This is a genomic window from Streptomyces sp. NBC_01445, from assembly GCF_035918235.1.
Taxonomy (GTDB): domain Bacteria; phylum Actinomycetota; class Actinomycetes; order Streptomycetales; family Streptomycetaceae; genus Streptomyces.
The window spans coordinates 5,716,656-5,741,410 of sequence record NZ_CP109485.1 but is presented as its reverse complement, the minus strand read 5'-3'; the positions used below and the strand labels follow the sequence as shown (position 1 = coordinate 5,741,410).

Below are 24,755 nucleotides of genomic sequence, written 5' to 3'. Positions count from 1 at the left end.
CAAGCAGGGCCCGTCCACGGTGTGTGGACGGGCCCTGTTGCTCATTCCTACGACTGCGGCCTGAAGTTCCTCAGGCGCAGGCTGTTGCCCACGACGAACACCGACGAGAACGCCATCGCCGCGCCCGCGATCATCGGGTTCAGCAGGCCCGCCGCGGCCAGCGGCAGCGCGCCGACGTTGTAGGCGAACGCCCAGAACAGGTTGGTGCGGATCGTCCCCAGCGTCCGCCGGGACAGGCGGATCGCGTCGGCCGCCGCCCTCAGGTCGCCCCGGACCAGCGTCAGGTCGCCGGCCTCGATCGCCGCGTCCGTGCCCGTGCCCATCGCGAGCCCGAGGTCGGCCTGCGCCAGGGCCGCCGCGTCGTTGACGCCGTCACCGACCATGGCCACGGAACGCCCTTCGCCCTGAAGCCTCTTCACCACGTCGACCTTGTCCTGCGGCATGACCTCCGCGATCACCTCGTCGATGCCGACCTCGGCGGCCACCGAACGCGCCACGGCTTCGTTGTCGCCGGTGAGGAGGATGGGTGTCAGGCCGAGGCCCCGCAGTCGCCGTACCGCTTCCGCGCTGGTCTCCTTCACCGCGTCCGCGACTTCGAGGACCGCCCTGGCCTCCCCGTCCCAGGCCACCGCGACGGCCGTGCGCCCCGCCGCCTCGGCCTCCGCCTTGGCGCGCTCCAGCTCCACCGGCAGACGGATCTCCCACTCGGCGAGGAGCTTTTCGCGGCCGACGAGTACGGCGTGGCCGTCCACGATGCCCTGCACGCCGAGCCCGGGAAGGTTCGCGAAGTCCTCGACGGCGCCGAGCTCGCCCACCTTCTCGCGGGCCCCGTCCGCGATGGCCTGCGCGATCGGGTGCTCCGAGGAGTGCTCCAACGCCCCCGCGACACGCAGGACTTCACCTGCGTCCGTGCCGTCCGCCACGTGTGTGGCGAGCAGCGTCATCCGGCCGGTCGTGACCGTTCCGGTCTTGTCCAGGACGATCGTGTCGACCGCCCGCGTGGTCTCCAGGACCTCCGGGCCCTTGATGAGGATGCCGAGCTGCGCGCCGCGCCCCGTGCCGACCATCAGCGCCGTCGGTGTGGCGAGGCCCAGGGCGCAGGGGCAGGCGATGATGAGGACGGCGACGGCCGCGGTGAAGGCGGCCGTGATCCCGGCGCCGTTGCCGAGCCAGAACCCGAGCGTGGCCAGCGCGAGCCCGATGACGACCGGCACGAACACGGCGGAGATCCGGTCGGCGAGGCGCTGCGCGGCGGCCTTGCCGTTCTGCGCGTCCTCCACGAGACGTGCCATACGGGCGAGTTGGGTGTCCGCGCCGACTCGGGTGGCCTCGACGACGAGGCGTCCGCCGACGTTCAGCGTCGCGCCGGTGACGGCGTCCCCGACTGCGACCTCCACGGGGACGGACTCGCCGGTCAGCATCGAGGCGTCGACGGCGGAAGCGCCCTCGACCACTGCGCCGTCGGTGGCGATCTTCTCGCCGGGCCGTACGAGGAACCGGTCGCCGACCTTCAACTCGGCTACGGGGACGGTCTCTTCACGTCCTTCCTCGCGCACGAGCGTGACGTTCTTGGCCCCGAGTTCGAGCAACGCCTTGAGCGCCGCGCCGGCCTTCCGCTTGGACCTGGCCTCGAAGTAGCGCCCGGCGAGGATGAAGGCGGTGACTCCGGCGGCGGCCTCCAGGTAGATGTTCCCGGCGCCGTCGCTGCGGGCGATGGTCAGCTCGAAGGCGTGCGTCATGCCGGGCATGCCGGCGGTTCCGAAGAAGAGCGCCCACACCGACCAGAGGAACGCGGCCGACGTCCCGACGGAGATGAGCGTGTCCATCGTCGCGGCGCCGTGCCGCGCGTTCGTGAAGGCGGCCTTGTGGAAGGGCCAGGCCGCGTACGTCACGACGGGTGCCGTCAGCGTGAGCGACAGCCACTGCCAGTACTCGAACTGGAAGGCGGGGACCATCGCCATCGCCACGACGGGCACGGCCAGCACCACGGCGGTGATCAGTCGCTGCCGGAGCGGCGCGAGTGAGTCGGCCGACGCCTGCGATTCCGCCTCCTCGGCCTTCTCCTCGTCGGTCGCGGGCGGTTCCTGGGCCGTGTACCCGGTGGCCTCGACCGTCGCGATCAGGTCGGCCACGGCCACCCCGTCGGCGAAGGTGACCTTCGCCTTCTCCGTCGCGTAGTTGACGGTCGCCGCCACGCCGTCCATACGGTTCAGCTTCTTCTCGATCCGGGCGGCGCACGAGGCGCAGGTCATGCCGCCGATGGCGAGTTCCACCTCTGCCGCCGGGGCGGCGGAGGGCGCGGTGGCGGCTGGGTGCACCGACATGAGGCCTCCTCGGTTGCGGTCCGACTCCGGTACCTGGGGTGGGTATCGCTTACGAGATCCAATCTATACCCATGGGGGGTATCTGACGCAAGCGCTCCCACCGCTTGACTTCATACCCCCCAGGGGTATGGTCGGGCTATCAGCCACCGGACACCGACACCGTCCGCACCGTCCGCACACCAGGAGCCGTCATGAAGACCGGACTGAAGATCACCGCCTTCGCAGCCGCCGTCGCCGCGACCTTCGGCACCGCGTACGGGGTGGGCAGGGGCGTCGACCCCATAGCCGCAGGCGAACAGAAGACGGCAGGGCATGCGGAGGGAGGGCATGCGGAGAAAGGACGTACGCAGGAGGCGCCGGACGGGCACGCCGGCCACGGCGCATCGGACACCGCGGCCGCCGCCCCCGGCGGGCTGCAGATCTCCGAGCGCGGCTACACGCTCGACCTGCGGACCCGGCGCATCGCCGCCGCCGGAGAGCGCACCGAGCTGAGTTTCGCGATCACGAAGGACGACACGGGCCGCAAGGTCACCGCGTACCGGACGGAGCACGGCAAGCAGCTGCACCTGATCGTGGCCTCGCGGGACCTCACGGTCTACCGCCATCTGCACCCGGCCCGCGCGGCGGACGGCACCTGGAAGACGCCGGTCGAGCTGCCGAAGGCGGGCGGATACCGGGTCTTCGCCGACTTCGCCCCGCAGGCGGAGAAGGAGGGCCTCACCCTCGGGGCGGACCTGTCGGTCGCCGGAAAGTACGCACCCCGAGACCTCCCGGCAGCCTCGCGCACCGCCGACGCCGGCGACGGCTACGAGGTGCGGCTGGGCGGGGACCTCGCCGCGGGCTCGGCGAGCGAGCTGACCCTGAGCGTCGCGAAGAACGGCAGGCCGGTCACCGACCTCCAGCCCTACCTCGGCTCGTACGGGCATCTGGTCGCCCTGCGCTCCGGCGACCTCGCGTATCTCCACGTCCACCCGAACAAGGGCGGGCCGGGGCCGGAGGTCTCGTTCACGGCGACGGCGCCCAGCAACGGGACGTACCGCCTCTTCCTGGACTTCAAGCACAACGGCACCGTGCGCACGGCGGAATTCACGGTGCACGCCGGGCGGAGCGCGGGTGATCATTCGGAGGGGCACGGCCACTGATCGTCTGTCGGCGCGGGCCGTCTGCGCGTAGTCTGGCCTATTGGACTAGACCTCTAGGACCTGTTGTGACGACAGGCCCTGGAGCCCGGCGCCACCGCATCCGCACCCGCCTTCGCAACCGACAAAGGGGTCCCATGAGCAAGCGTGCAGTCCTGGAGGTGATCGCGCTCGGCGCCGAGGACGCCGTCGCGGCCCAGGCGGGCGGCGCCGACCGCCTTGAGCTGGTCACCGACATGGCGGCGGACGGGCTCACCCCGTCGCGCGAGACGTTCGGCCGGATCCGCGCGGCCGTCGGCATCTCGCTGCGGGTCATGATCCGGCTCGCGGACGGATTCGCCGCGGGCGATCTGGACGCGCTGGCCGAGACCGCGCGCGGGCTGCGCGCGGAGGGGGCCGACGAGTTCGTGCTCGGCTTCCTCGACCCGGCGGGCGGCCCCGACCTCGCGGCGGTCGAACGGATCACGGCCGAGCTGGACGGCTGCCGCTGGACGTTCCACCGCGCGATCGACCGGACCGCGGACCGCGCCGGCCTGCGCAAGCACCTCGCGCACGCGCCGGGCCTCGACACTTACCTGACGGCCGGTTCACCGGACGGCGTGGACGCCGGGCTCGACGTCCTGGCGGCGGAGGCGGCCCGCTCGGGCGAACCTGGTTACGAGCAGCAGATCCTGGTCGGCGGCGGCCTCCGCCTCGACCACCTGCCGCGCCTGAAGGCGGCGGGCATCGACGCCTTCCACATCGGCGGCGCGGCCCGCCCCCGGGGCTGGACGGCCCCGGTGTCGACGGAGGCGGTCCGCACGTGGCGCGAGGCGGTCGACACCCCCTAGGCGGCCGTCACACCGCCAGCTGCTCCGGCAGCTCCGCGGCGTGGACCACGACCAGACCGGAGACGGCCCGGGTCAGCGCCACGTACAAACGCCGCAGTCCGGTCCGCTCGTCGGGTTCGCCGTCGACGACGGCGGCGGGCTCGTCGAGGACCACGTAGTCGTATTCGAGGCCCTTGGCGAGCGAGGCCGGTACGAGGGTGAGGCGGGTCTCGGCGGTGGTCTCCTCGCCGGGGCCCAGGTAGGTGATCCCGGCGTCCGCGAGGGCTGCGGCCAGTGCGGGGAGGCGGGCGTCGGCGGCGATGAGACCCACGGACCCCTCCCGCTCCAGCGCCTCGGTACACGCGGCGACCACGTCGTCGGTCCCGCGCGCAGCCTCCCGGACCTCGAAGGCGCCGGGGTTCTCACGGACGGACGAGACGGGCGCGAGTCCGGGCGCGATGTGGGGCAGCAGCCGGGACGCGTACGCGATGACGTCGCGCGGCACGCGGAATCCGACGGTCAGCTCCTCGACCACGGCCTCCTCCTTGCCCAGATGCCGCAGCGCCTCGGCCCAGCTGCGCGTGGCCCAGGGCGTCGTGCCCTGCGCGAGGTCGCCGAGGACGGTGGCGGACCCGGTGGTGCAGCGCCGCCCGACGGCCCGGTACTGCATCGGCGAGAGGTCCTGCGCCTCGTCGAGCACCACATGCCCGAGGGAGTGCGTACGGGCGACGAGATCGGTGACCTCGTCGATCAGCACGGCGTCGGCGGAGGACCACTTGGCGGCCCGCACACTGCGCGCCGGCCGCTCCCACAGCACGCACTTCTGCTCGTCCTCGCTGAGGACACCCTCCGCGTGCTCGGCGAGGAACTCGGCGTCGGACAGCAGCCGCAGCACGAGCTTCGCGGGATCGACGGCGGGCCAGAGGACCTTCACGGCGGCCTTGACGGCCGCGTTCCTGGCCACGGCGTCCTGCACACGGTCGTCGGGCGCCTCTCCCGACCGCTCCATCTGTACGAGGACGGCGTGGGCGATGCGCTGCGGAAGCGCGTCTCGGGCGGCGCCGTAGCGCATGTCGCGCGCCATCAACTCCCGCACGATCTCCTCCAGTTCGTACGCGGGCACCCGCCACCGCCGGGACCCGCGCACGACCACGAGGGGCTCCACGGGCAGCGTGATGTGCGACCGCACGGCCCGCCGCAGGACCTCGGCCATCCGCGCGTCGCCCTTGACCACGGCGGTGTCCGCGCCGTCGGCGCCCCGCACCTCCACATGGGCGACGAGGTCGTCGACGGTGGCCTGCTTGACCTCCAGCTCACCCAGCGCGGGCAGCACTTGCTCGATGTAGTGGAGGAAGGACCGGTTCGGCCCGATGACCAGGGTCCCTGTGCGGGCGAGCCGCTCGCGGTGGGCGTACAGCAGATAGGCGACACGGTGGAGGCCGACGGCGGTCTTTCCGGTACCGGGCCCTCCCTGGACGCACACGGACCCCGAGAGCCCGCTCCGCACGATCTCGTCCTGCTCGGGCTGGATGGTGGCAACGATGTCGCGCATGGGCCCGACGCGGGGGCGCTCGATCTCGGCCTGGAGCAGCGCGCTCACGACCTCGGCCTCGGCGGGATCGGACAGCCGCTCGTCCTCGTACGCGGTGAGGTCCCCGCCCGTGTACCCGAACCGCCGGCGCAGCCCGACGTCCATCGGGTCCTTCTTCGAGGCGCGGTAGAAGGGCTGCGAGACGGGGGCGCGCCAGTCGATGACCATCGGATCGCCGGCCGCGTCATGAACATGCCGCCGCCCGATGTAGAACCGCTCCCCGCCGGCCCCTTCGGCCTGGTCGGCGCCGGGGGCGTGCAGGTAGTCGAGCCGCCCGAAGAACAAGGGGGTGTGCGACAGGTCGGCCAGGGCCTTGATCCGGTCGTCGATCTGGCGCTGCAGAACGGCGGCGTTCACCCAGTTCGCGGTGACGTCGGCGATGTTGAGGGACTCCACGTCCTCGCGCATGGCGCGCAGGGCGGAACGGGACGACGTGAGGTGGGCGCGCTCGCGGGAGAGCGGGTCGTCGAGGGACACGGGCGATGCCTCCGGGCTCCGGGGGGGGTCGGTTACACACGGCAGCCGACCGGTTTCCGTCCGGGCGGCGGCGCTCCACGGAGGGAGGCGGGCAAGGCGGACCACCTTACTCCCGCCTCAACACGCGACCAACACATTTATTTCCCGTTTTCCGGGGAGCCGTGAGGGCCCTAGGGGACGGAGTCACCCCCAGGACGCACGCCCGCCGCCGCAACCTACACCTCCGGACCGATGTGCACGGAATGCCCGTATTCCACCATGGGGACATGACGACCATGACGTTCACTCACGGTGCCACCGCAGTCACGGAGACCCACCACCCCCACCGCCTCGGAAACGTCCTGCGAGCGGCCAAGGTCATCGTGACCTCGGCGCTCGGCGTGATCCTTCTGGGCGAGTACGACGAGGAGGCCGGCGTACAGAAACGATCAGGACCGTACGGGCCACCCCCGGATTCAGGACCGTACGGGCCACCCCCGGATTAGGGAGTGCCGACGGGGCCTGCCGACGAGGTTCACCGGCAGGGTCTAGGGTCGCCGCATGCGGGACGACCTGAGGAAAGCCTGGGCTGAGACACTCGCCACGGCGCAGCACGCGACAGCCACACCCACCACCCCGGACGCCTACGCGGACGACCTCCTGGCCCGCTGGTCGGAGCCACAGCGCCGCTACCACACGACGACGCACCTCAAGGCGGTCCTGGACCACATCGACGTACTGGAGGACCACGCCGACGACCCGGCCCTGGTCCGCCTCGCGGCCTGGTTCCACGACGCGGTGTACCTCCCCGAGCGCTCGACGAACGAGGAGCGCTCCGCGCGCCTGGCCGAACGGGCCCTGTCGGAAGCGGGCCTGACGGATCAGCAGATCGACGAGGTGAGCCGCCTGGTCCTGCTCACGGTGACGCACGACCCGGACGAGGACGACCACAACGGCGAGGTCCTGTGCGACGCGGACCTGGCGATCCTGGCGGCGGCCCCGGACGCGTACGCGGCCTACGCGGCGGCGGTCCGGGAGGAGTACGGCTTCGTACCGGACGAACCGTTCCGCGAGGGCCGCGCCGCCGTCCTGCGGCAACTCCTCGCCCTGCCCCGCCTGTTCCGCACCCCGTACGGCGCTGCGCACTGGGAGGAGCGGGCCCGCGAGAACCTCACGGCGGAGCTTGACCTGCTGACTCCCCAAACCGGTTGATCGGCGCGAGCGGCTGCCGCATCCTCGCCCCATGACACTCCTCACCATCGCGGCCGCCCGCGTACGCCTGCACGAACTGTCCCTGGAGTCGGCCAGGGACCTGAACGCGGACAGCGGGTCGGGCGGGTTCGCCTGGCTGGACGGGGACGCACCGGACGGCACCCGGACCGGCTCCGGGATCACGGTGAAGGCGCACGCGGCGGGCACGTACCGCGAGGGCTGGGGAACGTACGCGATCGTGCGGATCGAGGACGGACGCGCGGTCGGCGGGATCGGCTTCCACAGCGCTCCGGACGAGGAGGGCCGCGTCGAGATCGGCTACGACGTGACGGAGGGGGCGCGCGGCCGGGGCTACGCGACGGAGGCGGTGCGGGCGATAGCGGCATGGGCGCTGTCGCAGTCGGCCGTCACCGCGGTGACGGCGAACACTGACCTGGACAACGGCCCGTCCCAACGGGTACTGGAGCGGGCCGGTTTCGTACGGATTCCGACGACAGAGGACCTCTGCGCGTACGAACTGTTGGGAATTTAAGCACCGCTGCGTCGCGTTGTGTCACGTCATGCCTGACTCTGCTCGAAAAGCTCCCGAAGACGCCGCCGAAGCCCCCGCGGACGCCGTCGCGACTGCCCCTGTGGACGCCCCCGTGGACGCCCCCACCCGCATGCCGCTGGCCGTCTACATCCTGGGCCTGGCGGTATTCGCGCTGGGCACGTCCGAGTTCATGCTGTCAGGCATCCTGCCCGCGATCGCCGACGACATGGACGTCACGATCCCGCAGGCGGGCCTGCTGATATCGGCCTTCGCGCTCGGCATGGTGGTGGGCGCGCCGCTGCTCGCCGTGGCGACGCTGCGCCTGCCGCGCCGCACCGCGCTCATCGCGCTGATCTCGGTGTTCGGCCTGGGCCAGGTCGCGGGGGCGCTGGCGCCGACGTACGCGGTCCTGTTCGCGTCGCGGGTCGTGAGCGCGCTGGCCTGCGCGGGGTTCTGGGCCGTGGGCGCGGCGGTGGCCATCGGCCTGGTGCCGGTGACGCAGCGGGCGAGGGCCATGGCGGTGATGATCGGCGGTCTGTCGATCGCGAACGTGCTGGGCGTCCCGGCGGGCGCGTTCCTCGGTGACGGTCTGGGCTGGCGGGCGGCGTTCTGGGCGGTGGGCGCGGCCTCGGCGATCGCGCTGGTGGGGGTGGTGACGCTGATCCCGCGGATCCCGCTCCCCGCGCAGAGGCCGCAGCCGCGGCGCGAGCTGGCGATCTACCGGGACAGCCAGGTCTGGCTCTCGATCACCGTGACGGCGCTGGCGGCGGGCGGCGTGTTCTGCGCGTTCAGCTATCTGTCACCGCTGCTCACGGATGTGGCGGGCCTCGACGAGGGCTGGGTCCCGACGGTCCTCGCGCTCTTCGGCGTCGGCGCGCTGGTGGGTACGACGGTCGGTGGCCGGGTCGCGGACGCCCACCTCTTCGGGGTGCTGCTGAGCGGGATCGCGGCATCCACGGTGTTCCTGGTGGCGCTGGCGCTGCTCGGCGGGTTCGCGGTGGCGGCGGTGGCGCTGTCGTTCCTGATGGGCTTCTCGGCGTTCTATACGGCGCCGGCGCTGAACGCCCGCATGTTCAACGTGGCGGGCGCGGCCCCCACGCTCGCGGGGGCGACGACGACGGCGGCGTTCAACCTGGGCAACACGGGCGGGCCGTGGCTCGGCGGCACGGTGATCGACGCGGGGCTCGGCTACCCGGCGACGGCGTGGGCGGGCGCCGCGATGACGGTGACGGCGATCGGCGCGACGGCGGTGTCACTGCGCATGCACCGGTCGACCACGAAGGTGATCGCCACGTCCCCCAAGTCGGGCCTCAACTCTCCACCGCGGGACGCCCCTTCGGCCTCCGCAGCCCCGCCTCGGTGAGCCTGCGCACCAGCTCCTTCGAGCCGATCTGCACGGCCCCGGCCCGCACCGCGTCCTCGTAGCGGTGCGACAGCAGGTCGTAGTGGTCGCGCTCGAAGGCGCGGGGCGGGACGCCGAGCAGCTCGGCGAAGAGATGGAGCTCGCCGAAGGAGACGTCGCTGACCAGGTGGGACCACATGCGCCCGTGCCCGGGCCAGGTCGGCGGATCGATGTAGACGGTCATCGCGCGACGGTGCCGAGGGACCCCACGGGCGCCACGACCACGCCCGCCTCGCTGCACACCCAGTGCGGGTCGGGGCCCAACTCCGGTTCCACATCGAGGGCGTGGGGTTCGCCTGAGCCGCACACCGGGCACAGGGGCCAGCGGCCGGCGCGTTCGAGGAGTCCGTCCTGGACGTCCTGCGCGACGAGCCCGGCGACGTATTCGATCCCTTCCGGCCACTGCTCGACCCACCAGCGACGGTGCACTATCGAGTCCTCGACGAGGGACACGACGTCGGCGTGGGCGATCTCGCCGGAGCCGAGGTCGGCGAGTACGAGGGCGCGGGCCGCGTGCAGCGCCTGTTCGAGGGGGCTGATCTCCATGTAGCCATTGTGCTCCCTCGGCGTACGCGCCCACCTACCCCTCAGCACGGCCGAAGGACCCGGGAAGACGTGCCGTACGGCACAGCCGAGGGACTCTTGACGCCGCACCCCCCTGAAAATATCTTTCAAAGGTGACCAGCAACGTGAAGGAAATTTTCGGAGGCGACGCGCCGCCCGCCCCGGCCGCCCTCGCGGCCAAGGTGCGGACCCTCGCGCCGTCGATGACCCGCTCCATGCAGCGGGTCGCCGAGGCCGTCGCCGGTGACCCGGCCGGCTGCGCGGCCCTCACGGTCACCGGCCTGGCCGAGCTCACCGGCACCAGCGAGGCGACGGTGGTCCGTACCGCCCGCCTCCTCGGCTACCCCGGATACCGGGACCTGCGCCTCGCCCTCGCCGGGCTCGCCGCCCAGCAGCAGTCGGGCCGCGCCCCCGCCGTCACCGCGGACATAGCGGTCGACGACCCCATCGCCGACGTCGTCGCGAAGCTCGCGTACGACGAGCAGCAGACCCTCGCCGACACCGCGGCCGGACTCGACACCGTGCAGCTCGGCGCGGCCGTGAACGCGCTGGCGGGCGCCCGCCGCATCGACATCTACGGCATCGGCGCGTCCAGCCTCGTCGGCCAGGACCTCGCCCAGAAGCTCCTGCGCATCGGCCTGATCGCCCACGCCCACGGCGACACGCACCTGGCGATCACCAACGCCGTACAGCTGCGCGCCAAGGACGTCGCCATCGCGATCACGCACTCGGGATCGACCGGCGACGTGATCGAGCCGCTCCGCGTCGCCTTCGAGCACGGGGCCGCCACGATCGCGATCACCGGCCGCCCCGACGGCCCGGTCTCGCAGTACGCCGACCACATACTGACCACGTCCACGGCCCGCGAGAGCGAGCTGCGGCCGGCCGCTATGTCGTCCCGCACGAGCCAGCTGCTCGTCGTGGACTGCCTGTTCGTGGGCGTCGCGCAGCGTACGTACGAGACCGCGGCCCCCGCCCTGTCCGCTTCGTACGAGGCGCTCGCACACCGTCACACGCCGCGCGGCTCCCGCTAGGCGACGCGCCCGCACTCCCCCTGAATCCACTGCAGCACCGGACCCCACCGCCGCACCGGAAAGAGCCGCACACGTCATGACCTCCACGACCGACGCCGCCGACAACTACAGCGAACTGCGCGCCCAGCTCGCCACGCTCACCACCGAGGCGTTCCGCCCGGAACTCTCCGAGATCGACCAGCTGTCGACGGTGGAGATCGCGCAGATCATGAACGGCGAGGACGCGAGCGTCCCCACCGCCGTCGCCGAGCGGCTCCCGCAGATCGCCGCGGCGATCGACGGCACGGCCGAGCGGATGGCCCGCGGCGGCCGCCTCGTCTACGCGGGCGCCGGCACGGCGGGCCGGCTCGGCGTCCTGGACGCGTCCGAGTGCCCGCCCACCTTCAACACCGACCCGAGCGAGGTCGTCGGTCTGATCGCGGGCGGCCCGAGCGCCATGGTCAAGGCGGTCGAGGGCGCCGAGGACTCCAAGGAGCTCGCGGCCGAGGACCTGGACGCGCTGGGTCTGACGGCGGACGACGTCGTGGTGGGCATCTCGGCCTCGGGCCGCACCCCTTACGCGATCGGCGCGGTCGAGCACGCGCGCGGCCGGGGCGCCCTCACGATCGGCCTGTCCTGCAACGCGGACAGCGCGCTCGCGGCGGCCGCCGACCACGGCATCGAGGTCGTCGTCGGCCCCGAGCTCCTCACCGGTTCCACCCGGTTGAAGGCGGGCACGGCCCAGAAGCTCGTCCTCAACATGCTGTCGACGATCACCATGATCCGGCTCGGCAAGACGTACGGGAACCTGATGGTCGACGTACGCGCCTCGAACGAGAAGCTGCGGGCCCGCTCCCGCCGGATCGTCGCCCTGGCCACCGGCGCGGACGACGCCGCCATCGAGGCCGCGCTCGCCGCGACGGACGGGGAGGTGAAGAACGCCATCCTCGTGATCCTCGGCTCGGTCGACGGCCCGACGGCCGCCCGTCTCCTGTCCGACAGCAAGGGTCATCTGCGCGCCGCGCTCCAGGCCTCGGCCACGACCCCGTAATCCCGCAGTCCCGTATCGCTCCACCCCCCACGCACAGCAAGGCACCACGACCATGGCTGACTCCAAGAACCGCGCCATCGCCGCCGCGATCCTTCCTCTCGTCGGCGGCGCATCGAACGTCACGTCCGTAGCCCACTGCATGACCCGGCTCCGTCTCGGCCTCGCCGACCGTGCTCTCGTCGACGACGACGCGCTGAAGGCGCTGCCCGACGTCATGGGCGTGGTCGACGACGAGACGTACCAGATCGTCCTCGGACCGGGAAAGGTCGCCCGGGTCACCCCGGAGTTCGAGGATCTGATGCAGGACGGCAAGACGGCCGCACCGGAGCCGCACGCGGTGACCGCTGACGAACTCGCCGCCCAGGGCGCCGAGTTGAAGGCGGCCCGTAAGGCGAAGAACGCCACCCCGTTCAAGCTGTTCCTGCGCCGGATCGCGAACATCTTCGTGCCACTGATCCCCGCGCTGATCGGCTGCGGCATCATCGCCGGCATCAACGGCCTGCTGATCAACCTGCACTGGCTGCCGGGCGTCACCCCCGCCCTGGCCGCCATCGCCTCCGGATTCATGGCGCTGATCGCGGTGTTCGTCGGCTACAACGCGGCGAAGGAGTTCGGCGGTACACCGATCCTGGGCGGCGCGGTCGCGGCGATCATCGTGTACGCGGGCGTCGCGAACATCGAGGCGTTCGGCCAGAAACTGTCGCCCGGGCAGGGCGGCGTGCTGGGCGCGCTGGGCGCCGCGGTTCTCGCGACGTACATCGAGAAGTGGTGCAGGAAGTGGGTCCCGGAGGCCGTGGACGTGCTGGTCACGCCCACCCTCACGGTCCTGGTCTCCGGCCTGGTCACGATCTTCGGCCTGATGTTCGTGGCGGGTGAGATCTCCACGGGCATCGGCACCGCGGCGAACTGGCTCCTCGACAACACGGGCGCCTTCGCGGGCCTCATCCTCGGCGGGCTGTTCCTCCCCCTGGTCATGCTGGGCCTGCACCAGGCCCTCATCCCCATCCACACCACGCTCATCGAGCAGCAGGGCTACACCGTCCTCCTCCCCGTCCTGGCCATGGCGGGCGCGGGCCAGGTCGGCTGTGCGATCGCGGTGTTCAAGCGCCTCAAGCACAACAAGTCGATCCGTACGACGATCAAGTCCGCGCTCCCCGCAGGCTTCCTCGGCGTCGGCGAACCCCTGATCTACGGCGTCTCGCTCCCCCTCGGCCGCCCGTTCATCACGGCGTGCGTGGGCGGCGCGGCGGGCGGCGCGTTCGTAGGCTTCTTCTCGATGATCGGCGACAAGGTCGGCTCGACGGCGATCGGCCCCTCGGGCTGGGCCCTGTTCCCCCTCCTCGACGGCAACAAGGGCCTCGGCACGACGGTCGCGATCTACGGCGCGGGCCTGCTGGTCGGCTACATCGTGGGCTTCGTGGCCACGTACTTCTTCGGCTTCAGCAAGCAGATGCTGGTGGATCTGAACGTGGACTCCCCGGCCGCCGCGGGCGAGTCCCCGGCCCCCGCGGGCACGACGGAACCGACGGCACCGAAGGAACCCGCGAAGGTCTGACCGGCCACTCACTCCCTGAGAGCCGGGGCCCGCACGGGCCCCGGCTCTCAGCTTTCCTGTACGCCGCCCGGCACTCGCGTGAAACGGAGCGACCCGGCGACGGCGGTCAGCCCGCGCAGCATCCCCAGCTGGTTCCACCCCATGTCGAAGTCCGCCCGGTCCACGGTGAACTCGGCCGCCAGCGTGACCGCGTCCGCGCCCTCCCGGGTCAGCCGCACCGGTACGGACACCGGCCTGCTGACACCGCGCACGGTCAGCTGACCGTCCACCTGCGCCGCGGCGTCCGCACCGGTCTCGACGCCCCGCACCTCGAAGGTGATCTCCGGGTGCTTCTCGACGTCGAAGAAGTCCGCAGAGCGCAGATGGGTGTCGCGCTTGGCGTTCTTGGTGTCGAGCGAGGCGGCGTCCAGGGTCACGGCCCCGGTGACGGCCCCGTCGGGCCGGACCTCACCGCCCCCGCCGACGACACCGAAGGCGCCCTTGACGGTGACGAGCCCCCACATGGTGCGGTGCTTGAGCGCGACGGTGGAGGCGTCGGCGTCGAGCTGCCACTGCCCCGTTTCCACGGCGACGGTCATGACTTCTCCCGGTTGCTGATCACTCGGCTGCTGATCACTGAGCACGGATCACTGAGCTTGGGTAATCCAAATTTGGATCACTCGTGCACCTCACGTTAGCCACTGATCCAAATTTGCACAACCGATAGGGCAAATTTGGACAACCGGTAAACTCTGACCCCATGAGCGACGACGCGGCAGAACCCGACGAGAGCCCGTCCGGCTGTCCGAGCGCGGGCGCCGGCCTGCTGCCGCCCGAGCTGCGCGCGTGGATGCTGCTGCTCGCGGCCACGGGCGGCGTGGAACAGCGGCTGCGCTCCGTCGTCAAGGAGCAACTCGGTGTCTCCCACGACGAGTTCCTCATCCTGTGCCTGCTCGCGGAGGAGAAGGGCGAGTCCACGGAAGGCGGCGTCCGCATGACCCGCATCGCCGACCTGCTCGGCCGCCCCAAGACCCGCCTCACCTACCAGGTGGCCCTGCTCCAGCGGGCCGGACTCGTCACCCGCGCCTCGGCCTGCGGCGACAAGCGCGGCGTCGAGGTCGCCCTCACCGACAAGGCCCGCACCCTCCTGCGACAGGCCTCGGCCGCCCTGGCCGCCACGGTCACCGACGCCATCGCCCAGTTCGTCGGCGCCGCCCAGCAGGAGGCACTGCACAGCCTCATCCCCGCGCCCGGAGAGGCGCGTAACTGATCAGGGCAGTCGCCCCTCCCGGTTCACCAGCCGCACCCGCGCCCGCAGCTCCTCCGCGACGGGCGCCGGCTCCACCGCCTCCGGCGGACAGTCCCACTCGCGCCCGCCGCCGGGCGGCCGCAACTGCACGTAACCGCCCTCGCGCCCCATGACCTGCCCGACGCGTCCGTCCCGTACGTCGATCACGTACGCGCCGATCTTCACGCGCCGCGCCTGTCGTGCAGTACGGCGACCAGCCGCATCGCCGTATCGAGGTTCACGCACCCCAGGTCCACCAGCGGATAGCCGACCTCCCCCGCCGCCGACACGGGGTCGACCCGCAGGGACGGCAGCAGCACGCCCAACACCCCGAGTTCGGCCCGCAGTTGCGCGACGGTCTCCTCGACCACCCGCAGCCGCTCCGCGTCCCGCACCACCATCGCCCGCTCCTTCACGCCAAGTTCCGCTTCCACCACCCAGCGTGACGGGATCGGCTCTAGGCTTTCCAGAGCCACCGGCCCAACAATCCCTTTGTTGCTCGGGGAGTCGATGCACGTGACCGGACCGAAGGACCTCGACCCCGCCTCCCGCCGCGTCATGGTCGGCGAGGAACTCCGCCACGCGAGAGAGCGGGCGGGCCTGACCCAACAGGCCCTGGGCGAGCTGCTGTTCGTCAGCGGGTCGTACGTCGGCCAGATGGAGGCGGGCACGCGCAGGATCCTGCCGGACATGGCGGAACGGCTGGACGCGGCGCTGGGGACGGCGGGGTTCTTCGTCCGGCACGGTGTGAAGGCGAACGAGTCGAAGCACCCCGAGCACTTCGCGGAGGCGGCCGAGGCGGAGGCCATCGCGATCGAGATCAGGCAGTACGAGTCGCTGCTGATCCCTGGCCTGCTCCAGACCCCGGCATACGCCCGCGCGGTCTTCCTGGCCTACCAGCCCACGGCCCCGGAGGAGGCGATCGACAAGCTGGTGGCGGCCCGGATGGAACGGACCCGCCTTCTCGACGATCCAACAAAGCCCTTGTTGTGGGCAGTTCTGGATGAGGCCGCCCTGCGCCGGGAAGTCGGCGGACCTGCGGTGATGGCCGAGGCCCTGCGGCACATCGCCGCGCTGATCCGTAGGCGCCGAGTGATCGTTCAGGTGGTGTCGTTCTCTGCGGGGGCGCATGCCGCTTTGGAGGGCTCGCTCAAGCTCATGTACTTCAGGGACGCACCGCCGCTCTCCTTCGTCGAGGCTTCCAGCATGGGGCAGTTGACCGATGATCGGGCAACAGTCGCCCGCCACCAGCTGTCCTACGATCTGCTCAGGTCCGATGCACTCACTCCGAGACAATCAGTGGCCCTGATCGCAGCAGTGGCGGAGGATTACACGCATGAAGATCACGCATCCGGAGCCTGACGTCACCTCGGCCACCTGGTACAAGTCCTCGTACAGCGGCGGCAGCGGCGGCGACTGCCTCGAAGTCACCCACGACCACCCCGGACTGGTCCCCGTCCGCGACTCCAAGAACCCCGACGGCCCGAAGCTCGTGCTCCGGGCGGAGGCCTGGACCGCGTTCATCGACGACCTGCGCCGACGCTGACCGGACCCCGCCCGAAGCCTCAGCCCCGAGCCCTGCTTTCAAGGAGGGGGAGGCAGGTTTCAACCCAGCTCCCCTCCCTGCGAGTTGGCGAAGCCGGACACTCCCGGGAAGGGACTTGGCCCGCTGACACCCCGCCCGCGACGGGCGGGTCAGAGCCGCAGGCCGCACCAGCCGGGTGCGTATCCGGACGGTGCCGGCGGCGCAGGGCTCCCGAAGTAGTAGACCCCGGGCTCGTAGCACGGGGCTGGTGCGAACCCGGGCGACACCAGGCCGGCCGCCTCCGCCTCCTCGTTCGACATGATCACCGTCTGGTGCGGCGGCTCCGGATCGGCGGCGTACGCGCCCGGGGCGAACACCCCCGCCACCGCCGAAGCCGCCAACACCCCTGTCACCAGAGCCCGCACGGGCATGTTCATCGTCATGCCCGGCGCAACGAACGGCACCGCGTCAGGTCACCCCGGAGCACCGTCCGCGAGCCCCGATGCCCCGCGATATCGTTCAAGCCGCAATCACCTTCACAGGCCGCACACATCCTTCGGCCGCACGACCGACGCCGGAGCATCCATGCGCGCCCCCTTGCCCTTCACCGCTGCCCTCGTGACCGTCGCCGCCCTGTGCGCGGGCTGCGCCTCGCACGACGACGCCGGGGACGGCTCCGCCGCGAAGAGCACGGCCGCGAAGACCGCCCCGGCCGACGCCGTGCGCGCCGCGGTCAAGGCCACCCGTGCCACCTCCGCGCACACCCGGCAGAACGTCAAGATCTCCGACGGCCAGGGGCAGACCTACCGGATCGACATCACCGGCGGCTTCGACCTGGACGCCGACCGCGGCGCACTCTCGGTTCGGATGCCCGGGGGCCCCACGGGCAGGATCGACGAGGTCTTCGCCGACGACACGGTCTACGTACGCGGCACCGGCGATCTCGCCATGGACGGCTGGGGCTCGACCTCCCGCTCGGCGGCGAAGGCGCACGCCATGCTGCGCGCCCCGCTCAACGACCCCGAGTACGTCCTCGAGCAGATCTCCGCGATGCGTCAGGTCACCGAGAGCGGCACCGAGACCCTCGACAAGACCCCCGCCACGCACTACCGCGGCACCCTCGGGCACTCCACCCTGACCCTGCGCACGACCTCCAAGATCCGCGACAAGGCCGAGGAGGCCAGGGACTACCTCGGCAGCGACCTGCCGGTGTTCGCCGACGCCTGGATCGACGGCAAGGGCCGCATCGTCCGCGCCCGGACGGACCTGAACCTGGGCGGGGTCCGCATGACCGTCACGCTGTCGCTGTCGCAGCACGGCAAGCCGGTCCGGGTGGCGGTTCCCGATGCCGGGCAGACCTCCCCCGTGCCCGGGTTCGACGGCCCCATGCTGGGCTGATCGGCCTGCGGACACTCTCTCCGCATGCGACCCGCCCCGCCGTCCCGCATCCTGAATTCATGGCTGAGAGCACGTTCTCGAAGATCTCCTGGACCGAGTTCCGTCCCGATCAGGGGCGGCTGACCACCGGCGCCGCGCTGACCGGCGCCGGGATGCTGATCGGAGCGGCCGGTGTCGGCCTGCTCGTGTTCGAACTGGTCCGCGCGGGCCGTACCTGGACCAGCAGCTGGGAGGTGCCACCCGGCGAGATGGCCTCCCGGACCCTCCACCAGGCGCAGACCGCCGCCCAGAGCGCGGTCCAGGCCGGCCGCGAAGCCTGGACCAGCTACGAGGAATCGCCGGTCCCGCACTTCTAGGGCCTGTCAGTCGGATCGTGTCCCGGTCGCGGGGCCTGGCACGCACACGCCGACCTGCACCGACCTGCACCGACCTGCACCGACCTGCACCGACCTGCACCGACCGAAGCTCACCGTGCGCGGGCCGTCACTCGGCGGCCGCCCACCCCGGGATCCTCGGCAGCACCTTCTCGGCGACCTGGAACAGCATCGTGTCGTCCGGCACCGCGCCGTCCGAGCGCCACAGCGACAGCTCGAAGGAGCCCCCCTTGTCCTTCGCGTCCTGCGCCACGGACAGAACACGGGCCGGGACCCCGGGAGCGCTGCTCGAGTCGCTGCCGTCGAGGCGGAACCTGATGCTGATGGTGCGGTCCGAGTAGAGGACCGCCCGGTGGCCCAGGAACGTCCGCCGCTTCTGCGTGTCCCCGAAGAGGCCGGCGGTGTCGGCGACCGGATGGCCGTCGTAGGTGCCCTCCAGCGTCACGGTGTACGTCTCGAACTCGACCCGCGCCGAGGGCGTGGAGATCTCGCGTCCACCGGCCGTCTTGATCGAACTCGCGCTGCCCGACGCGGACTTCGCGATCTCCGTCGGTGTGCCGAGCAGTTCGGCGAGGTCCCGCCGGTTGAGTACTCCGCACAGTTGGGCGCCGGAGACCTGCCCCGCCGCCTCACCGGCCTTCGCGCCCTTCTCGGCCTCCCCGCCCGAGCAGGTCGCCGGCTTCGGCTCAGCGCTGCTCTCGGCGTCCGTCTTCGCGATCGCCCAGAACCCGATGGCGAGCGCGGCCACCAGCGCCACGGCCGATATCGCCTGTCCCCACGCGTTCATGCCCTTCTTGGGCACGTCGTCACTGTCGGTCATGTCCCCCACCCGCCCCGATCCCCTGACATATGCCCGGGGACCTTAACCCGTGATCACCGGGCGGACAAGGAAAACCGACCGGGGAACGCCCGAGGGCGGCACCCCTCGTGAAGAGGAGTGCCGCCCTCGGAAAGGACAGGCTGAACCGTCAGGCTCAGAAGTCCATGTCACCGCCCGGCATGCCGCCCGGAGCGCCGCCCGCGGCGGCCTTCTCCGGCTTGTCGGCGATGACGGCCTCGGTGGTGAGGAACAGCGCGGCGATGGACGCGGCGTTCTGCAGGGCAGAGCGCGTGACCTTCGCCGGGTCGAGGATGCCCTCGGCGATCATGTCGACGTACTCACCGGTCGCGGCGTTCAGGCCGTGGCCGATGGGAAGGTTGCGGACCTTCTCCACGACGACGCCACCCTCGAGACCACCGTTGACGGCGATCTGCTTGAGCGGGGCCTCCAGCGCGAGCTTCACGGCGTTGGCGCCGGTCGCCTCGTCACCGTCGAGCTCGAGCTTCTCGAAGACCGCGGAGGCCTGGAGCAGGGCCACGCCGCCACCGGCGACGATGCCCTCCTCGACGGCCGCCTTCGCGTTGCGAACGGCGTCCTCGATGCGGTGCTTGCGCTCCTTGAGCTCGACCTCGGTCGCGGCACCGGCCTTGATGACCGCAACACCGCCGGCGAGCTTCGCCAGGCGCTCCTGCAGCTTCTCGCGGTCGTAGTCGCTGTCCGAGTTCTCGATCTCGGCACGGATCTGGTTGACGCGGCCCTGGACCTGGTCGCTGTCACCGGCGCCGTCGACGATCGTCGTCTCGTCCTTGGTGATGACGACCTTGCGGGCGCGGCCGAGCAGGTCGAGACCGGCGTTCTCCAGCTTGAGGCCGACCTCCTCGGAGATGACGGTGCCACCGGTGAGGATGGCGATGTCGCCGAGCATGGCCTTGCGGCGGTCACCGAAGCCCGGGGCCTTGACGGCGACGGACTTGAAGGTGCCACGGATCTTGTTGACGACCAGGGTCGACAGGGCCTCGCCCTCGACGTCCTCGGCGATGATCAGCAGCGGCTTGCCGGACTGCATGACCTTCTCGAGCAGCGGAAGGAGGTCCTTCACGTTGCCGATCTTCGAGTTGACGATCAGGATGTACGGGTCGTCGAGCGACGACTCCATGCGCTCCATGTCGGTGGCGAAGTACGCCGAGATGTAGCCCTTGTCGAAGCGCATGCCCTCGGTGAGCTCAAGCTCGAGCCCGAAGGTCTGCGACTCCTCGACGGTGATGACGCCTTCCTTGCCGACCTTGTCCATCGCCTCGGCGATGAGCTCGCCGATCTGGGTGTCGGCGGCGGAGATGGAGGCCGTGGAAGCGATCTGCTCCTTGGTCTCGACATCCTTGGCCTGCTCGAGCAGGGCGGCGGAGACGGCCTCGACGGCCTTCTCGATGCCACGCTTGAGGGCCATCGGGTTGGCGCCGGCCGCGACGTTGCGCAGGCCTTCCTTGACGAGCGCCTGGGCGAGGACGGTCGCGGTCGTCGTGCCGTCACCGGCGACGTCGTCCGTCTTCTTCGCGACCTCCTTGACCAGCTCGGCGCCGATCTTCTCGTACGGGTCCTCGAGCTCGATCTCCTTGGCGATGGACACACCATCGTTGGTGATCGTGGGGGCGCCCCACTTCTTCTCGAGGACGACGTTGCGACCCTTGGGGCCCAGGGTCACCTTGACGGCGTCGGCGAGCTGGTTCATGCCGCGCTCGAGGCCGCGCCGTGCCTCCTCGTCGAACGCGATGATCTTGGCCATGTGAAGTGGTCCTCCCGGACGGGGTGGAAACGCAAACGGACCGTGCTGGTGCCCGCGACGGACGGCCTGCGTGCCGTGTGGTTCCTTGCCCCACCCGGCCTGCGAGCCTCACCGACCCGATCCAAGTTCTGTCACTCTCACCTTCAGAGTGCTAACGCAATGATTAGCACTCGACCTAGGAGAGTGCAAGCGCCTCCGGCAGACGCGCGGTCGCCGCGGGCGGCGCGCGCGGGCCGCCCGCACACGCACGAGAGGCCCGTACCCCTCGCGGGATACGGGCCTCTCGGCGTGAGTGTGTCGGTGGCCGATCGCGCCGAGATCAGACGGCGAGCTTGACCATGTCCGCCTGCGGACCCTTCTGGCCCTGCGAGATCTCGAATTCGACTCGCTGACCCTCTTCAAGGGTGCGGTATCCGTCCATCTGGATGGCGCTGTAGTGGACGAATACATCCGCACCACCGTCGACCGCGATGAAGCCGTACCCCTTCTCCGCGTTGAACCACTTGACGGTGCCCTGAGCCATGACTAACTCCCCTATTACTGGCCCTTGCACAGGCCCGCACTTCGCGGACCCGGGTCAGACCTCACCCCCCATTGGTTGGGGGTGTGCGCCGGAACGCGTCGACCGCGGCTGAATGTATCTGCCCAACTGCCGTCTGCAACAGGTCAATCGGACGAGAAATCTGGGCACGGCAGAGCGGTAAAAAGCGGCGGAGCCATTGGATTCCGGGGCAACTCGGGCCCGACAAATGCCACGAACACCCGATAAGGGCTGGGCACTTTGGCTGCTTCTTGTCGGACCGGGGCCGACTTCGTATATGCGCTCGGCACAAGCGCGAAGCGCGGTTCCCAACTCTACCGCGCTCAACCCTGCAGAATTGCCCCCTCCGCTTCTCTCGCGGAGGGGGCAATTCAGGTAACTCTGTGTGGCCTCGTCGGGCCGGGCGATCAGCCGCCGGCACTGTGCTCGACGGTCAGCCTCCGGCGACGGCCGGGATGATCGAGACGCCCGCGCCCGCCGGCGTCGCCGTCTCGAGGCCCTGCTCGAAGCGCACGTCGTCGTCGTTGACGTACACGTTGACGAAGCGGCGCAGCTTGCCCTGGTCGTCCAGGACGCGGGCCGCGATGCCCGTGTGGTTCTTCTCCAGGTCGGCGATGACCTCGGAGAGGGTGGCGCCCTCGGCGGCGACCTCGGCCTTGCCGCCGGTGTAGGTGCGCAGGATGGTGGGGATGCGGACGTTGACGCTCATGTCGGGCTGCAGCCTTTCCGTGCGGGTGTCGCGAGGGTTCGCGGGTCTTCGCGGGGTCTTCAGTGGGCGAGGCCCGCGTCGCGGAACGCGTCCAGGCTCGGGCGGATGGTGGCGGTCGCCTGGGACGTCTCGGCGACCGCGTCGAGGGTCTTGAGGCCGTCGCCGGTGTTGAGGACGACGGTGGTGAGCGCCGGGTCGATCAGGCCGGCCTCGATCAGCTTCTTCGTCACGCCGACCGTCACACCGCCCGCGGTCTCCGCGAAGATGCCCTCGGTCTGTGCGAGGAGCTTGATCGCCTCGACGACCTGCTCGTCGTTGACGTCCTCCACGGCGCCGCCGGTGCGGCGGGCGATGTCGAGGACGTACGGGCCGTCGGCCGGGTTGCCGATGGCGAGCGACTTGGCGATCGTGTTCGGCTTCTGGGGCCGCACGACGTCGTGACCGCCCTTGTAGGCGACGGAGACCGGCGAGCAGCCCTCGGCCTGGGCGCCGAAGAGCTTGTACGGCTTGTCCTCGACGAGGCCGAGCTTGATCAGCTCCTGGAGACCCTTGTCGATCTTCGTGAACTGGGAGCCGGACGCGATCGGGATGACCAGCTGGTCCGGGAGCCGCCAGCCGAGCTGCTCGCAGATCTCGTACGCCAGGGTCTTGGAACCCTCGCCGTAGTACGGGCGCAGGTTGACGTTGACGAAGCCCCAGCCCTCGCCGAGCGGGTCGCCGATGAGCTCGGAGCAGAAGCGGTTGACGTCGTCGTAGTTGCCCTCGATGCCGACGAGTTCGCCGCCGTAGACCGCGGCCATGACGACCTTGCCCTGCTCCAGGTCGTGCGGGATGAACACGCAGGAGCGGAAGCCGGCGCGGGCCGCGGCGGCGCCGACGGCGCCGGCGAGGTTGCCGGTGGAGGAGCAGGACAGGGTGGTGAAGCCGAAGGCGCGGGCGGCCTCGATGGCCTGGGCGACGACGCGGTCCTTGAAGGAGTGCGTGGGGTTGCCGGAGTCGTCCTTGACGAACAACTTGCCCTGCTCGACGCCGAGTTCACGGGCGAGGTTGTCCGCCTTGACGAGCTTGGTCCAGCCGGGGTTCAGGTTCGGCTTCTCGGCGACGTCGGCCGGGACGGGCAGGAGAGGGGCGTAGCGCCAGATGTTGGCGGGTCCGGCCTCGATCTCCTTGCGCAGCGACTCGGGGTCGCCCGTCGGCAGGTCGTAGGAGACTTCGAGCGGCCCGAAACACTCGGCACAGGCGAAGATCGGTCCGAGCGGGAAGCTGGTGCCGCACTCGCGGCAGGAAAGCGCCGAGGCGGGTCCGAGATCAACGGAAGTGGTGGTGGCGACAGTCTGCGCAGCCATGATGGCGAGGCCCTTTCTCCTCATCTTCCTCGCGGCGCATCTCGCCACGAGACGGAATTGGCACCTTCCCCACCTGGACCTCGGCAAGGTCGGCGGGAGGGTTGCCGGGACTTCAACGGGCCGTATCCCTCTGTCCCTCTGGATGAGCGCTATTCGGTTGTTGAGCTGGCGCTTGATCACTCAAGCGCGGCGGCGACCCCGACATGCGATGGTCACCGGCGTTGTTCAAGACTGTAACCGAAGGCCTGGACGCTTGAGATAGTCGTCCGAACCGCGAGATGGATCACAGTGCGTGACCCAGCGGGTTCGGCAGAACCGATAGAACCGAGAGATCCGACAGTGATCCGACAGTGATCCGACAGGTGAGGAGCCGCGCACTGTGCTGGAAGAAGTAGAGCGCTGGCTGAGCAGGCGTTCCTGGTCGGTGACCGACCGCCCGCTCCCTCAGCTGATCGCCGCGAAGCGCGCCGCGGGCACCTCGGTGAGCGTGGTGCTGCCCGCGCTGAACGAGGAGGAGACAGTCGGCGAGATCGTCGCCGAGATCCGGCGCGCCCTGATGACGGAGCGGGTGCCCCTGGTCGACGAGCTGGTGGTGATCGACTCGGGTTCGACGGACCGCACGGCCGAGGTCGCGCGGGCCGCCGGGGCGCGGGTCGTGCACCGGGACACGATCCTGCCGAGGATCCCGGCCGTGCCCGGCAAGGGCGAGGTGCTGTGGCGCTCGCTGCTCGTCACCAGCGGCGACATCGTCTGTTTCGTGGACGCGGACCTGAAGGAGTTCTCCGCGGACTTCGTCTCGGGGATCGTGGGCCCGCTGCTCACGGATCCCGGCGTGGACTTCGTGAAGGCGATGTACGACCGTCCGCTCGGGTCCGCCGCGGGTCAGGGCGGCCGGGTCACGGAGCTGGTGGCGCGCCCGCTCCTGAATCTGCACTGGCCGCTCCTTGCGGGGTTCGTGCAGCCGCTCGGCGGCGAGTACGCGGCCCGCCGGTCGCTCCTCGAGCGCCTGCCGTTCCCGGTCGGTTACGGGGTTGAGCTGGGCCTCCTCGTCGACGCGCTGCACACGGTGGGCCTGGACGCGCTCGGGCAGGTCGACGTCGGCGTGCGCAAGCACCGGCACCAGGACGGGCAGGCGCTCGGGCGAATGGCGGCGGCGATCTACCGCACCGCACAGCTGCGGCTCGCGCGCGGGCACCTCGTACGTCCCGTGCTCACCCAGTTCGAGCGCGGGGAACAGGGATTCGAGCCGCGCACGCACGACGTGGACACCGAGGAACGCCCCCCGATGACCGAAATCACCGAGTACGCGGAGCGCCGCGTGGCGTAGCCGGGGGCAATCGTATGTTT

General features: G+C 70.7%; 28 protein-coding genes and 1 riboswitch. Of the genes, 15 read left to right on the top strand and 13 right to left on the bottom strand.

Features of this window, described 5'->3' with window-relative positions:
• Positions 1 to 47 precede the first annotated feature (47 nt).
• Positions 48 to 2,324 carry a heavy metal translocating P-type ATPase gene (locus OG574_RS26270; protein ID WP_326775195.1) on the bottom strand — a complete coding sequence of 759 codons (2,277 nt, stop codon included), beginning with the start codon at positions 2,322 to 2,324 and terminating at the stop codon, positions 48 to 50.
• 191 nt (positions 2,325 to 2,515) lie between these two features.
• Between OG574_RS26270 and OG574_RS26265 the strand changes: the two genes are divergently transcribed.
• Together OG574_RS26265 and OG574_RS26260 are read left to right on the top strand one after the other, a co-directional pair.
• Positions 2,516 to 3,466 carry a hypothetical protein gene (locus tag OG574_RS26265; RefSeq protein ID WP_326775194.1) on the top strand — a complete coding sequence of 317 codons (951 nt, stop codon included), beginning with the start codon at positions 2,516 to 2,518 and terminating at the stop codon, positions 3,464 to 3,466.
• Positions 3,467 to 3,600: 134 nt separating this feature from the next.
• Entirely contained in the window at positions 3,601 to 4,293 is a 693-nt protein-coding gene (locus OG574_RS26260) for a copper homeostasis protein CutC (protein ID WP_326775193.1), read from the top strand.
• Positions 4,294 to 4,300: 7 nt separating this feature from the next.
• Here OG574_RS26260 and OG574_RS26255 read toward each other — a convergent pair whose 3' ends face one another.
• Positions 4,301 to 6,340 carry a HelD family protein gene (locus OG574_RS26255; protein WP_326775192.1) on the bottom strand — a complete coding sequence of 680 codons (2,040 nt, stop codon included), beginning with the start codon at positions 6,338 to 6,340 and terminating at the stop codon, positions 4,301 to 4,303.
• Between the two features lie 266 nt (positions 6,341 to 6,606).
• Between OG574_RS26255 and OG574_RS26250 the strand changes: the two genes are divergently transcribed.
• The 4 genes from OG574_RS26250 (at position 6,607) to OG574_RS26235 (ending at position 9,426) form a co-directional block, all read left to right on the top strand.
• On the top strand, positions 6,607 to 6,825 hold the full coding sequence (locus OG574_RS26250; RefSeq protein ID WP_326778853.1) for a hypothetical protein: 219 nt from the start codon (positions 6,607 to 6,609) through the stop codon (positions 6,823 to 6,825).
• A 55-nt stretch (positions 6,826 to 6,880) separates the two neighbouring features.
• A complete protein-coding gene (locus OG574_RS26245; protein ID WP_326775191.1) occupies positions 6,881 to 7,531 on the top strand; it encodes an HD domain-containing protein in 651 nt (216 codons plus the stop codon).
• A 31-nt stretch (positions 7,532 to 7,562) separates the two neighbouring features.
• Complete coding sequence (locus tag OG574_RS26240; protein ID WP_326775190.1) at positions 7,563 to 8,063, top strand: GNAT family N-acetyltransferase; 501 nt, start codon at positions 7,563 to 7,565, stop codon at positions 8,061 to 8,063.
• Positions 8,064 to 8,193: 130 nt separating this feature from the next.
• Positions 8,194 to 9,426 carry a Cmx/CmrA family chloramphenicol efflux MFS transporter gene (locus OG574_RS26235; RefSeq protein ID WP_326778621.1) on the top strand — a complete coding sequence of 411 codons (1,233 nt, stop codon included), beginning with the start codon at positions 8,194 to 8,196 and terminating at the stop codon, positions 9,424 to 9,426.
• Here OG574_RS26235 and OG574_RS26230 read toward each other — a convergent pair.
• Positions 9,374 to 9,649: a DUF4031 domain-containing protein gene (locus OG574_RS26230; protein ID WP_326775189.1), complete on the bottom strand. Its 276-nt coding sequence runs from the start codon at positions 9,647 to 9,649 to the stop codon at positions 9,374 to 9,376. The genes OG574_RS26235 and OG574_RS26230 overlap by 53 nt on opposite strands.
• Entirely contained in the window at positions 9,646 to 10,011 is a 366-nt protein-coding gene (locus tag OG574_RS26225) for a hypothetical protein (protein WP_326775188.1), read from the bottom strand. Before OG574_RS26225 ends, OG574_RS26230 begins: the two co-directional genes overlap by 4 nt.
• A 131-nt stretch (positions 10,012 to 10,142) precedes the next feature.
• Here OG574_RS26225 and OG574_RS26220 point away from each other — a divergent pair, with 131 nt between their 5' ends.
• The 3 genes from OG574_RS26220 to OG574_RS26210 all read left to right on the top strand — a co-directional run bounded on the left by OG574_RS26220 (position 10,143) and on the right by OG574_RS26210 (position 13,648).
• Entirely contained in the window at positions 10,143 to 11,063 is a 921-nt protein-coding gene (locus tag OG574_RS26220; RefSeq protein ID WP_326775187.1) for a MurR/RpiR family transcriptional regulator, read from the top strand.
• Between the two features lie 76 nt (positions 11,064 to 11,139).
• Entirely contained in the window at positions 11,140 to 12,093 is a 954-nt protein-coding gene (gene murQ, locus OG574_RS26215; RefSeq protein ID WP_326775186.1) for an N-acetylmuramic acid 6-phosphate etherase, read from the top strand.
• Between the two features lie 52 nt (positions 12,094 to 12,145).
• Positions 12,146 to 13,648 carry a PTS transporter subunit EIIC gene (locus OG574_RS26210; protein WP_326775185.1) on the top strand — a complete coding sequence of 501 codons (1,503 nt, stop codon included), beginning with the start codon at positions 12,146 to 12,148 and terminating at the stop codon, positions 13,646 to 13,648.
• A gap of 47 nt (positions 13,649 to 13,695) precedes the next feature.
• On the opposite strand, the gene OG574_RS26205 is transcribed toward OG574_RS26210, so the two are convergent.
• The gene (locus tag OG574_RS26205; RefSeq protein WP_326775184.1) at positions 13,696 to 14,226 is read right to left on the bottom strand and encodes a YceI family protein; all 531 of its coding nucleotides are present in this window, start codon (positions 14,224 to 14,226) and stop codon (positions 13,696 to 13,698) included.
• A gap of 161 nt (positions 14,227 to 14,387) precedes the next feature.
• Here OG574_RS26205 and OG574_RS26200 point away from each other — a divergent pair, with 161 nt between their 5' ends.
• Positions 14,388 to 14,897, top strand: a complete 510-nt coding sequence (locus OG574_RS26200) for a MarR family winged helix-turn-helix transcriptional regulator (protein WP_326775183.1) — start codon at positions 14,388 to 14,390, stop codon at positions 14,895 to 14,897.
• On the opposite strand, the gene OG574_RS26195 is transcribed toward OG574_RS26200, so the two are convergent.
• Together OG574_RS26195 and OG574_RS26190 are read right to left on the bottom strand one after the other, a co-directional pair.
• Positions 14,898 to 15,101: a hypothetical protein gene (locus OG574_RS26195; RefSeq protein ID WP_326778852.1), complete on the bottom strand. Its 204-nt coding sequence runs from the start codon at positions 15,099 to 15,101 to the stop codon at positions 14,898 to 14,900. It lies immediately after the preceding gene.
• Positions 15,098 to 15,349 carry a hypothetical protein gene (locus OG574_RS26190; protein WP_326775182.1) on the bottom strand — a complete coding sequence of 84 codons (252 nt, stop codon included), beginning with the start codon at positions 15,347 to 15,349 and terminating at the stop codon, positions 15,098 to 15,100. The genes OG574_RS26195 and OG574_RS26190 overlap by 4 nt, the downstream gene beginning before the upstream one ends.
• A gap of 82 nt (positions 15,350 to 15,431) precedes the next feature.
• Here OG574_RS26190 and OG574_RS26185 point away from each other — a divergent pair, with 82 nt between their 5' ends.
• Positions 15,432 to 16,277 (top strand): helix-turn-helix domain-containing protein, encoded by an 846-nt coding sequence (locus OG574_RS26185; RefSeq protein ID WP_326775181.1) that lies wholly within the window; start codon positions 15,432 to 15,434, stop codon positions 16,275 to 16,277.
• A complete protein-coding gene (locus OG574_RS26180) occupies positions 16,252 to 16,461 on the top strand; it encodes a DUF397 domain-containing protein (RefSeq protein WP_326775180.1) in 210 nt (69 codons plus the stop codon). Before OG574_RS26185 ends, OG574_RS26180 begins: the two co-directional genes overlap by 26 nt.
• Before the next feature lie 149 nt (positions 16,462 to 16,610).
• Here the strand turns inward: OG574_RS26180 and OG574_RS26175 are convergent, their stop codons facing one another.
• On the bottom strand, positions 16,611 to 16,904 hold the full coding sequence (locus OG574_RS26175) for a hypothetical protein (RefSeq protein WP_326775179.1): 294 nt from the start codon (positions 16,902 to 16,904) through the stop codon (positions 16,611 to 16,613).
• Between the two features lie 121 nt (positions 16,905 to 17,025).
• Here OG574_RS26175 and OG574_RS26170 point away from each other — a divergent pair, with 121 nt between their 5' ends.
• Positions 17,026 to 17,838 carry a hypothetical protein gene (locus tag OG574_RS26170; RefSeq protein ID WP_326775178.1) on the top strand — a complete coding sequence of 271 codons (813 nt, stop codon included), beginning with the start codon at positions 17,026 to 17,028 and terminating at the stop codon, positions 17,836 to 17,838.
• A 59-nt stretch (positions 17,839 to 17,897) separates the two neighbouring features.
• On the top strand, positions 17,898 to 18,194 hold the full coding sequence (locus tag OG574_RS26165) for a hypothetical protein (protein WP_326775177.1): 297 nt from the start codon (positions 17,898 to 17,900) through the stop codon (positions 18,192 to 18,194).
• Positions 18,195 to 18,321: 127 nt separating this feature from the next.
• On the opposite strand, the gene OG574_RS26160 is transcribed toward OG574_RS26165, so the two are convergent.
• From OG574_RS26160 to thrC, 5 genes are all read right to left on the bottom strand, one after another.
• Positions 18,322 to 19,032 carry a DUF6215 domain-containing protein gene (locus OG574_RS26160; protein ID WP_326775176.1) on the bottom strand — a complete coding sequence of 237 codons (711 nt, stop codon included), beginning with the start codon at positions 19,030 to 19,032 and terminating at the stop codon, positions 18,322 to 18,324.
• Between the two features lie 154 nt (positions 19,033 to 19,186).
• A complete protein-coding gene (gene groL / locus OG574_RS26155) occupies positions 19,187 to 20,812 on the bottom strand; it encodes a chaperonin GroEL (protein ID WP_100595711.1) in 1,626 nt (541 codons plus the stop codon).
• Positions 20,813 to 21,131: 319 nt separating this feature from the next.
• Positions 21,132 to 21,335, bottom strand: a complete 204-nt coding sequence (locus OG574_RS26150) for a cold-shock protein (protein WP_005315736.1) — start codon at positions 21,333 to 21,335, stop codon at positions 21,132 to 21,134.
• A 451-nt stretch (positions 21,336 to 21,786) separates the two neighbouring features.
• Entirely contained in the window at positions 21,787 to 22,062 is a 276-nt protein-coding gene (locus tag OG574_RS26145; protein ID WP_100595710.1) for a MoaD/ThiS family protein, read from the bottom strand.
• A gap of 59 nt (positions 22,063 to 22,121) precedes the next feature.
• Positions 22,122 to 23,432, bottom strand: coding sequence for a threonine synthase (gene thrC / locus OG574_RS26140; RefSeq protein WP_100595709.1), 1,311 nt, complete (start codon positions 23,430 to 23,432; stop codon positions 22,122 to 22,124).
• A riboswitch (SAM riboswitch) is annotated at positions 23,426 to 23,557 on the bottom strand. Its footprint overlaps the gene before it by 7 nt.
• A gap of 230 nt (positions 23,558 to 23,787) precedes the next feature.
• Between thrC and OG574_RS26135 the strand changes: the two genes are divergently transcribed.
• On the top strand, positions 23,788 to 24,735 hold the full coding sequence (locus tag OG574_RS26135) for a glucosyl-3-phosphoglycerate synthase (RefSeq protein WP_326775175.1): 948 nt from the start codon (positions 23,788 to 23,790) through the stop codon (positions 24,733 to 24,735).
• The last annotated feature ends 20 nt before the right edge of the window (positions 24,736 to 24,755 follow it).

Excerpts from the sequence above, each read along its gene's own strand:
- murQ (WP_326775186.1), top strand. The coding sequence starts at position 11,140 with ATGACCTCCACGACCGACGCCGCCGACAACTACAGCGAACTGCGCGCC.
- OG574_RS26200 (WP_326775183.1), top strand. The coding sequence starts at position 14,388 with ATGAGCGACGACGCGGCAGAACCCGACGAGAGCCCGTCCGGCTGTCCG.
- OG574_RS26210 (WP_326775185.1), top strand. The coding sequence starts at position 12,146 with ATGGCTGACTCCAAGAACCGCGCCATCGCCGCCGCGATCCTTCCTCTC.
- OG574_RS26260 (WP_326775193.1), top strand. The coding sequence starts at position 3,601 with ATGAGCAAGCGTGCAGTCCTGGAGGTGATCGCGCTCGGCGCCGAGGAC.
- OG574_RS26265 (WP_326775194.1), top strand. The coding sequence starts at position 2,516 with ATGAAGACCGGACTGAAGATCACCGCCTTCGCAGCCGCCGTCGCCGCG.
- OG574_RS26225 (WP_326775188.1), bottom strand. The coding sequence starts at position 10,011 with ATGGAGATCAGCCCCCTCGAACAGGCGCTGCACGCGGCCCGCGCCCTC.
- OG574_RS26240 (WP_326775190.1), top strand. The coding sequence starts at position 7,563 with ATGACACTCCTCACCATCGCGGCCGCCCGCGTACGCCTGCACGAACTG.
- OG574_RS26245 (WP_326775191.1), top strand. The coding sequence starts at position 6,881 with ATGCGGGACGACCTGAGGAAAGCCTGGGCTGAGACACTCGCCACGGCG.
- OG574_RS26165 (WP_326775177.1), top strand. The coding sequence starts at position 17,898 with ATGGCTGAGAGCACGTTCTCGAAGATCTCCTGGACCGAGTTCCGTCCC.
- groL (WP_100595711.1), bottom strand. The coding sequence starts at position 20,812 with ATGGCCAAGATCATCGCGTTCGACGAGGAGGCACGGCGCGGCCTCGAG.
- thrC (WP_100595709.1), bottom strand. The coding sequence starts at position 23,432 with ATGAGGAGAAAGGGCCTCGCCATCATGGCTGCGCAGACTGTCGCCACC.
- OG574_RS26145 (WP_100595710.1), bottom strand. The coding sequence starts at position 22,062 with ATGAGCGTCAACGTCCGCATCCCCACCATCCTGCGCACCTACACCGGC.
- OG574_RS26170 (WP_326775178.1), top strand. The coding sequence starts at position 17,026 with ATGCGCGCCCCCTTGCCCTTCACCGCTGCCCTCGTGACCGTCGCCGCC.
- OG574_RS26150 (WP_005315736.1), bottom strand. The coding sequence starts at position 21,335 with ATGGCTCAGGGCACCGTCAAGTGGTTCAACGCGGAGAAGGGGTACGGC.
- OG574_RS26270 (WP_326775195.1), bottom strand. The coding sequence starts at position 2,324 with ATGTCGGTGCACCCAGCCGCCACCGCGCCCTCCGCCGCCCCGGCGGCA.
- OG574_RS26250 (WP_326778853.1), top strand. The coding sequence starts at position 6,607 with ATGACGACCATGACGTTCACTCACGGTGCCACCGCAGTCACGGAGACC.
- OG574_RS26230 (WP_326775189.1), bottom strand. The coding sequence starts at position 9,649 with ATGACCGTCTACATCGATCCGCCGACCTGGCCCGGGCACGGGCGCATG.
- OG574_RS26160 (WP_326775176.1), bottom strand. The coding sequence starts at position 19,032 with ATGACCGACAGTGACGACGTGCCCAAGAAGGGCATGAACGCGTGGGGA.
- OG574_RS26235 (WP_326778621.1), top strand. The coding sequence starts at position 8,194 with ATGCCGCTGGCCGTCTACATCCTGGGCCTGGCGGTATTCGCGCTGGGC.
- OG574_RS26180 (WP_326775180.1), top strand. The coding sequence starts at position 16,252 with ATGAAGATCACGCATCCGGAGCCTGACGTCACCTCGGCCACCTGGTAC.
- OG574_RS26205 (WP_326775184.1), bottom strand. The coding sequence starts at position 14,226 with ATGACCGTCGCCGTGGAAACGGGGCAGTGGCAGCTCGACGCCGACGCC.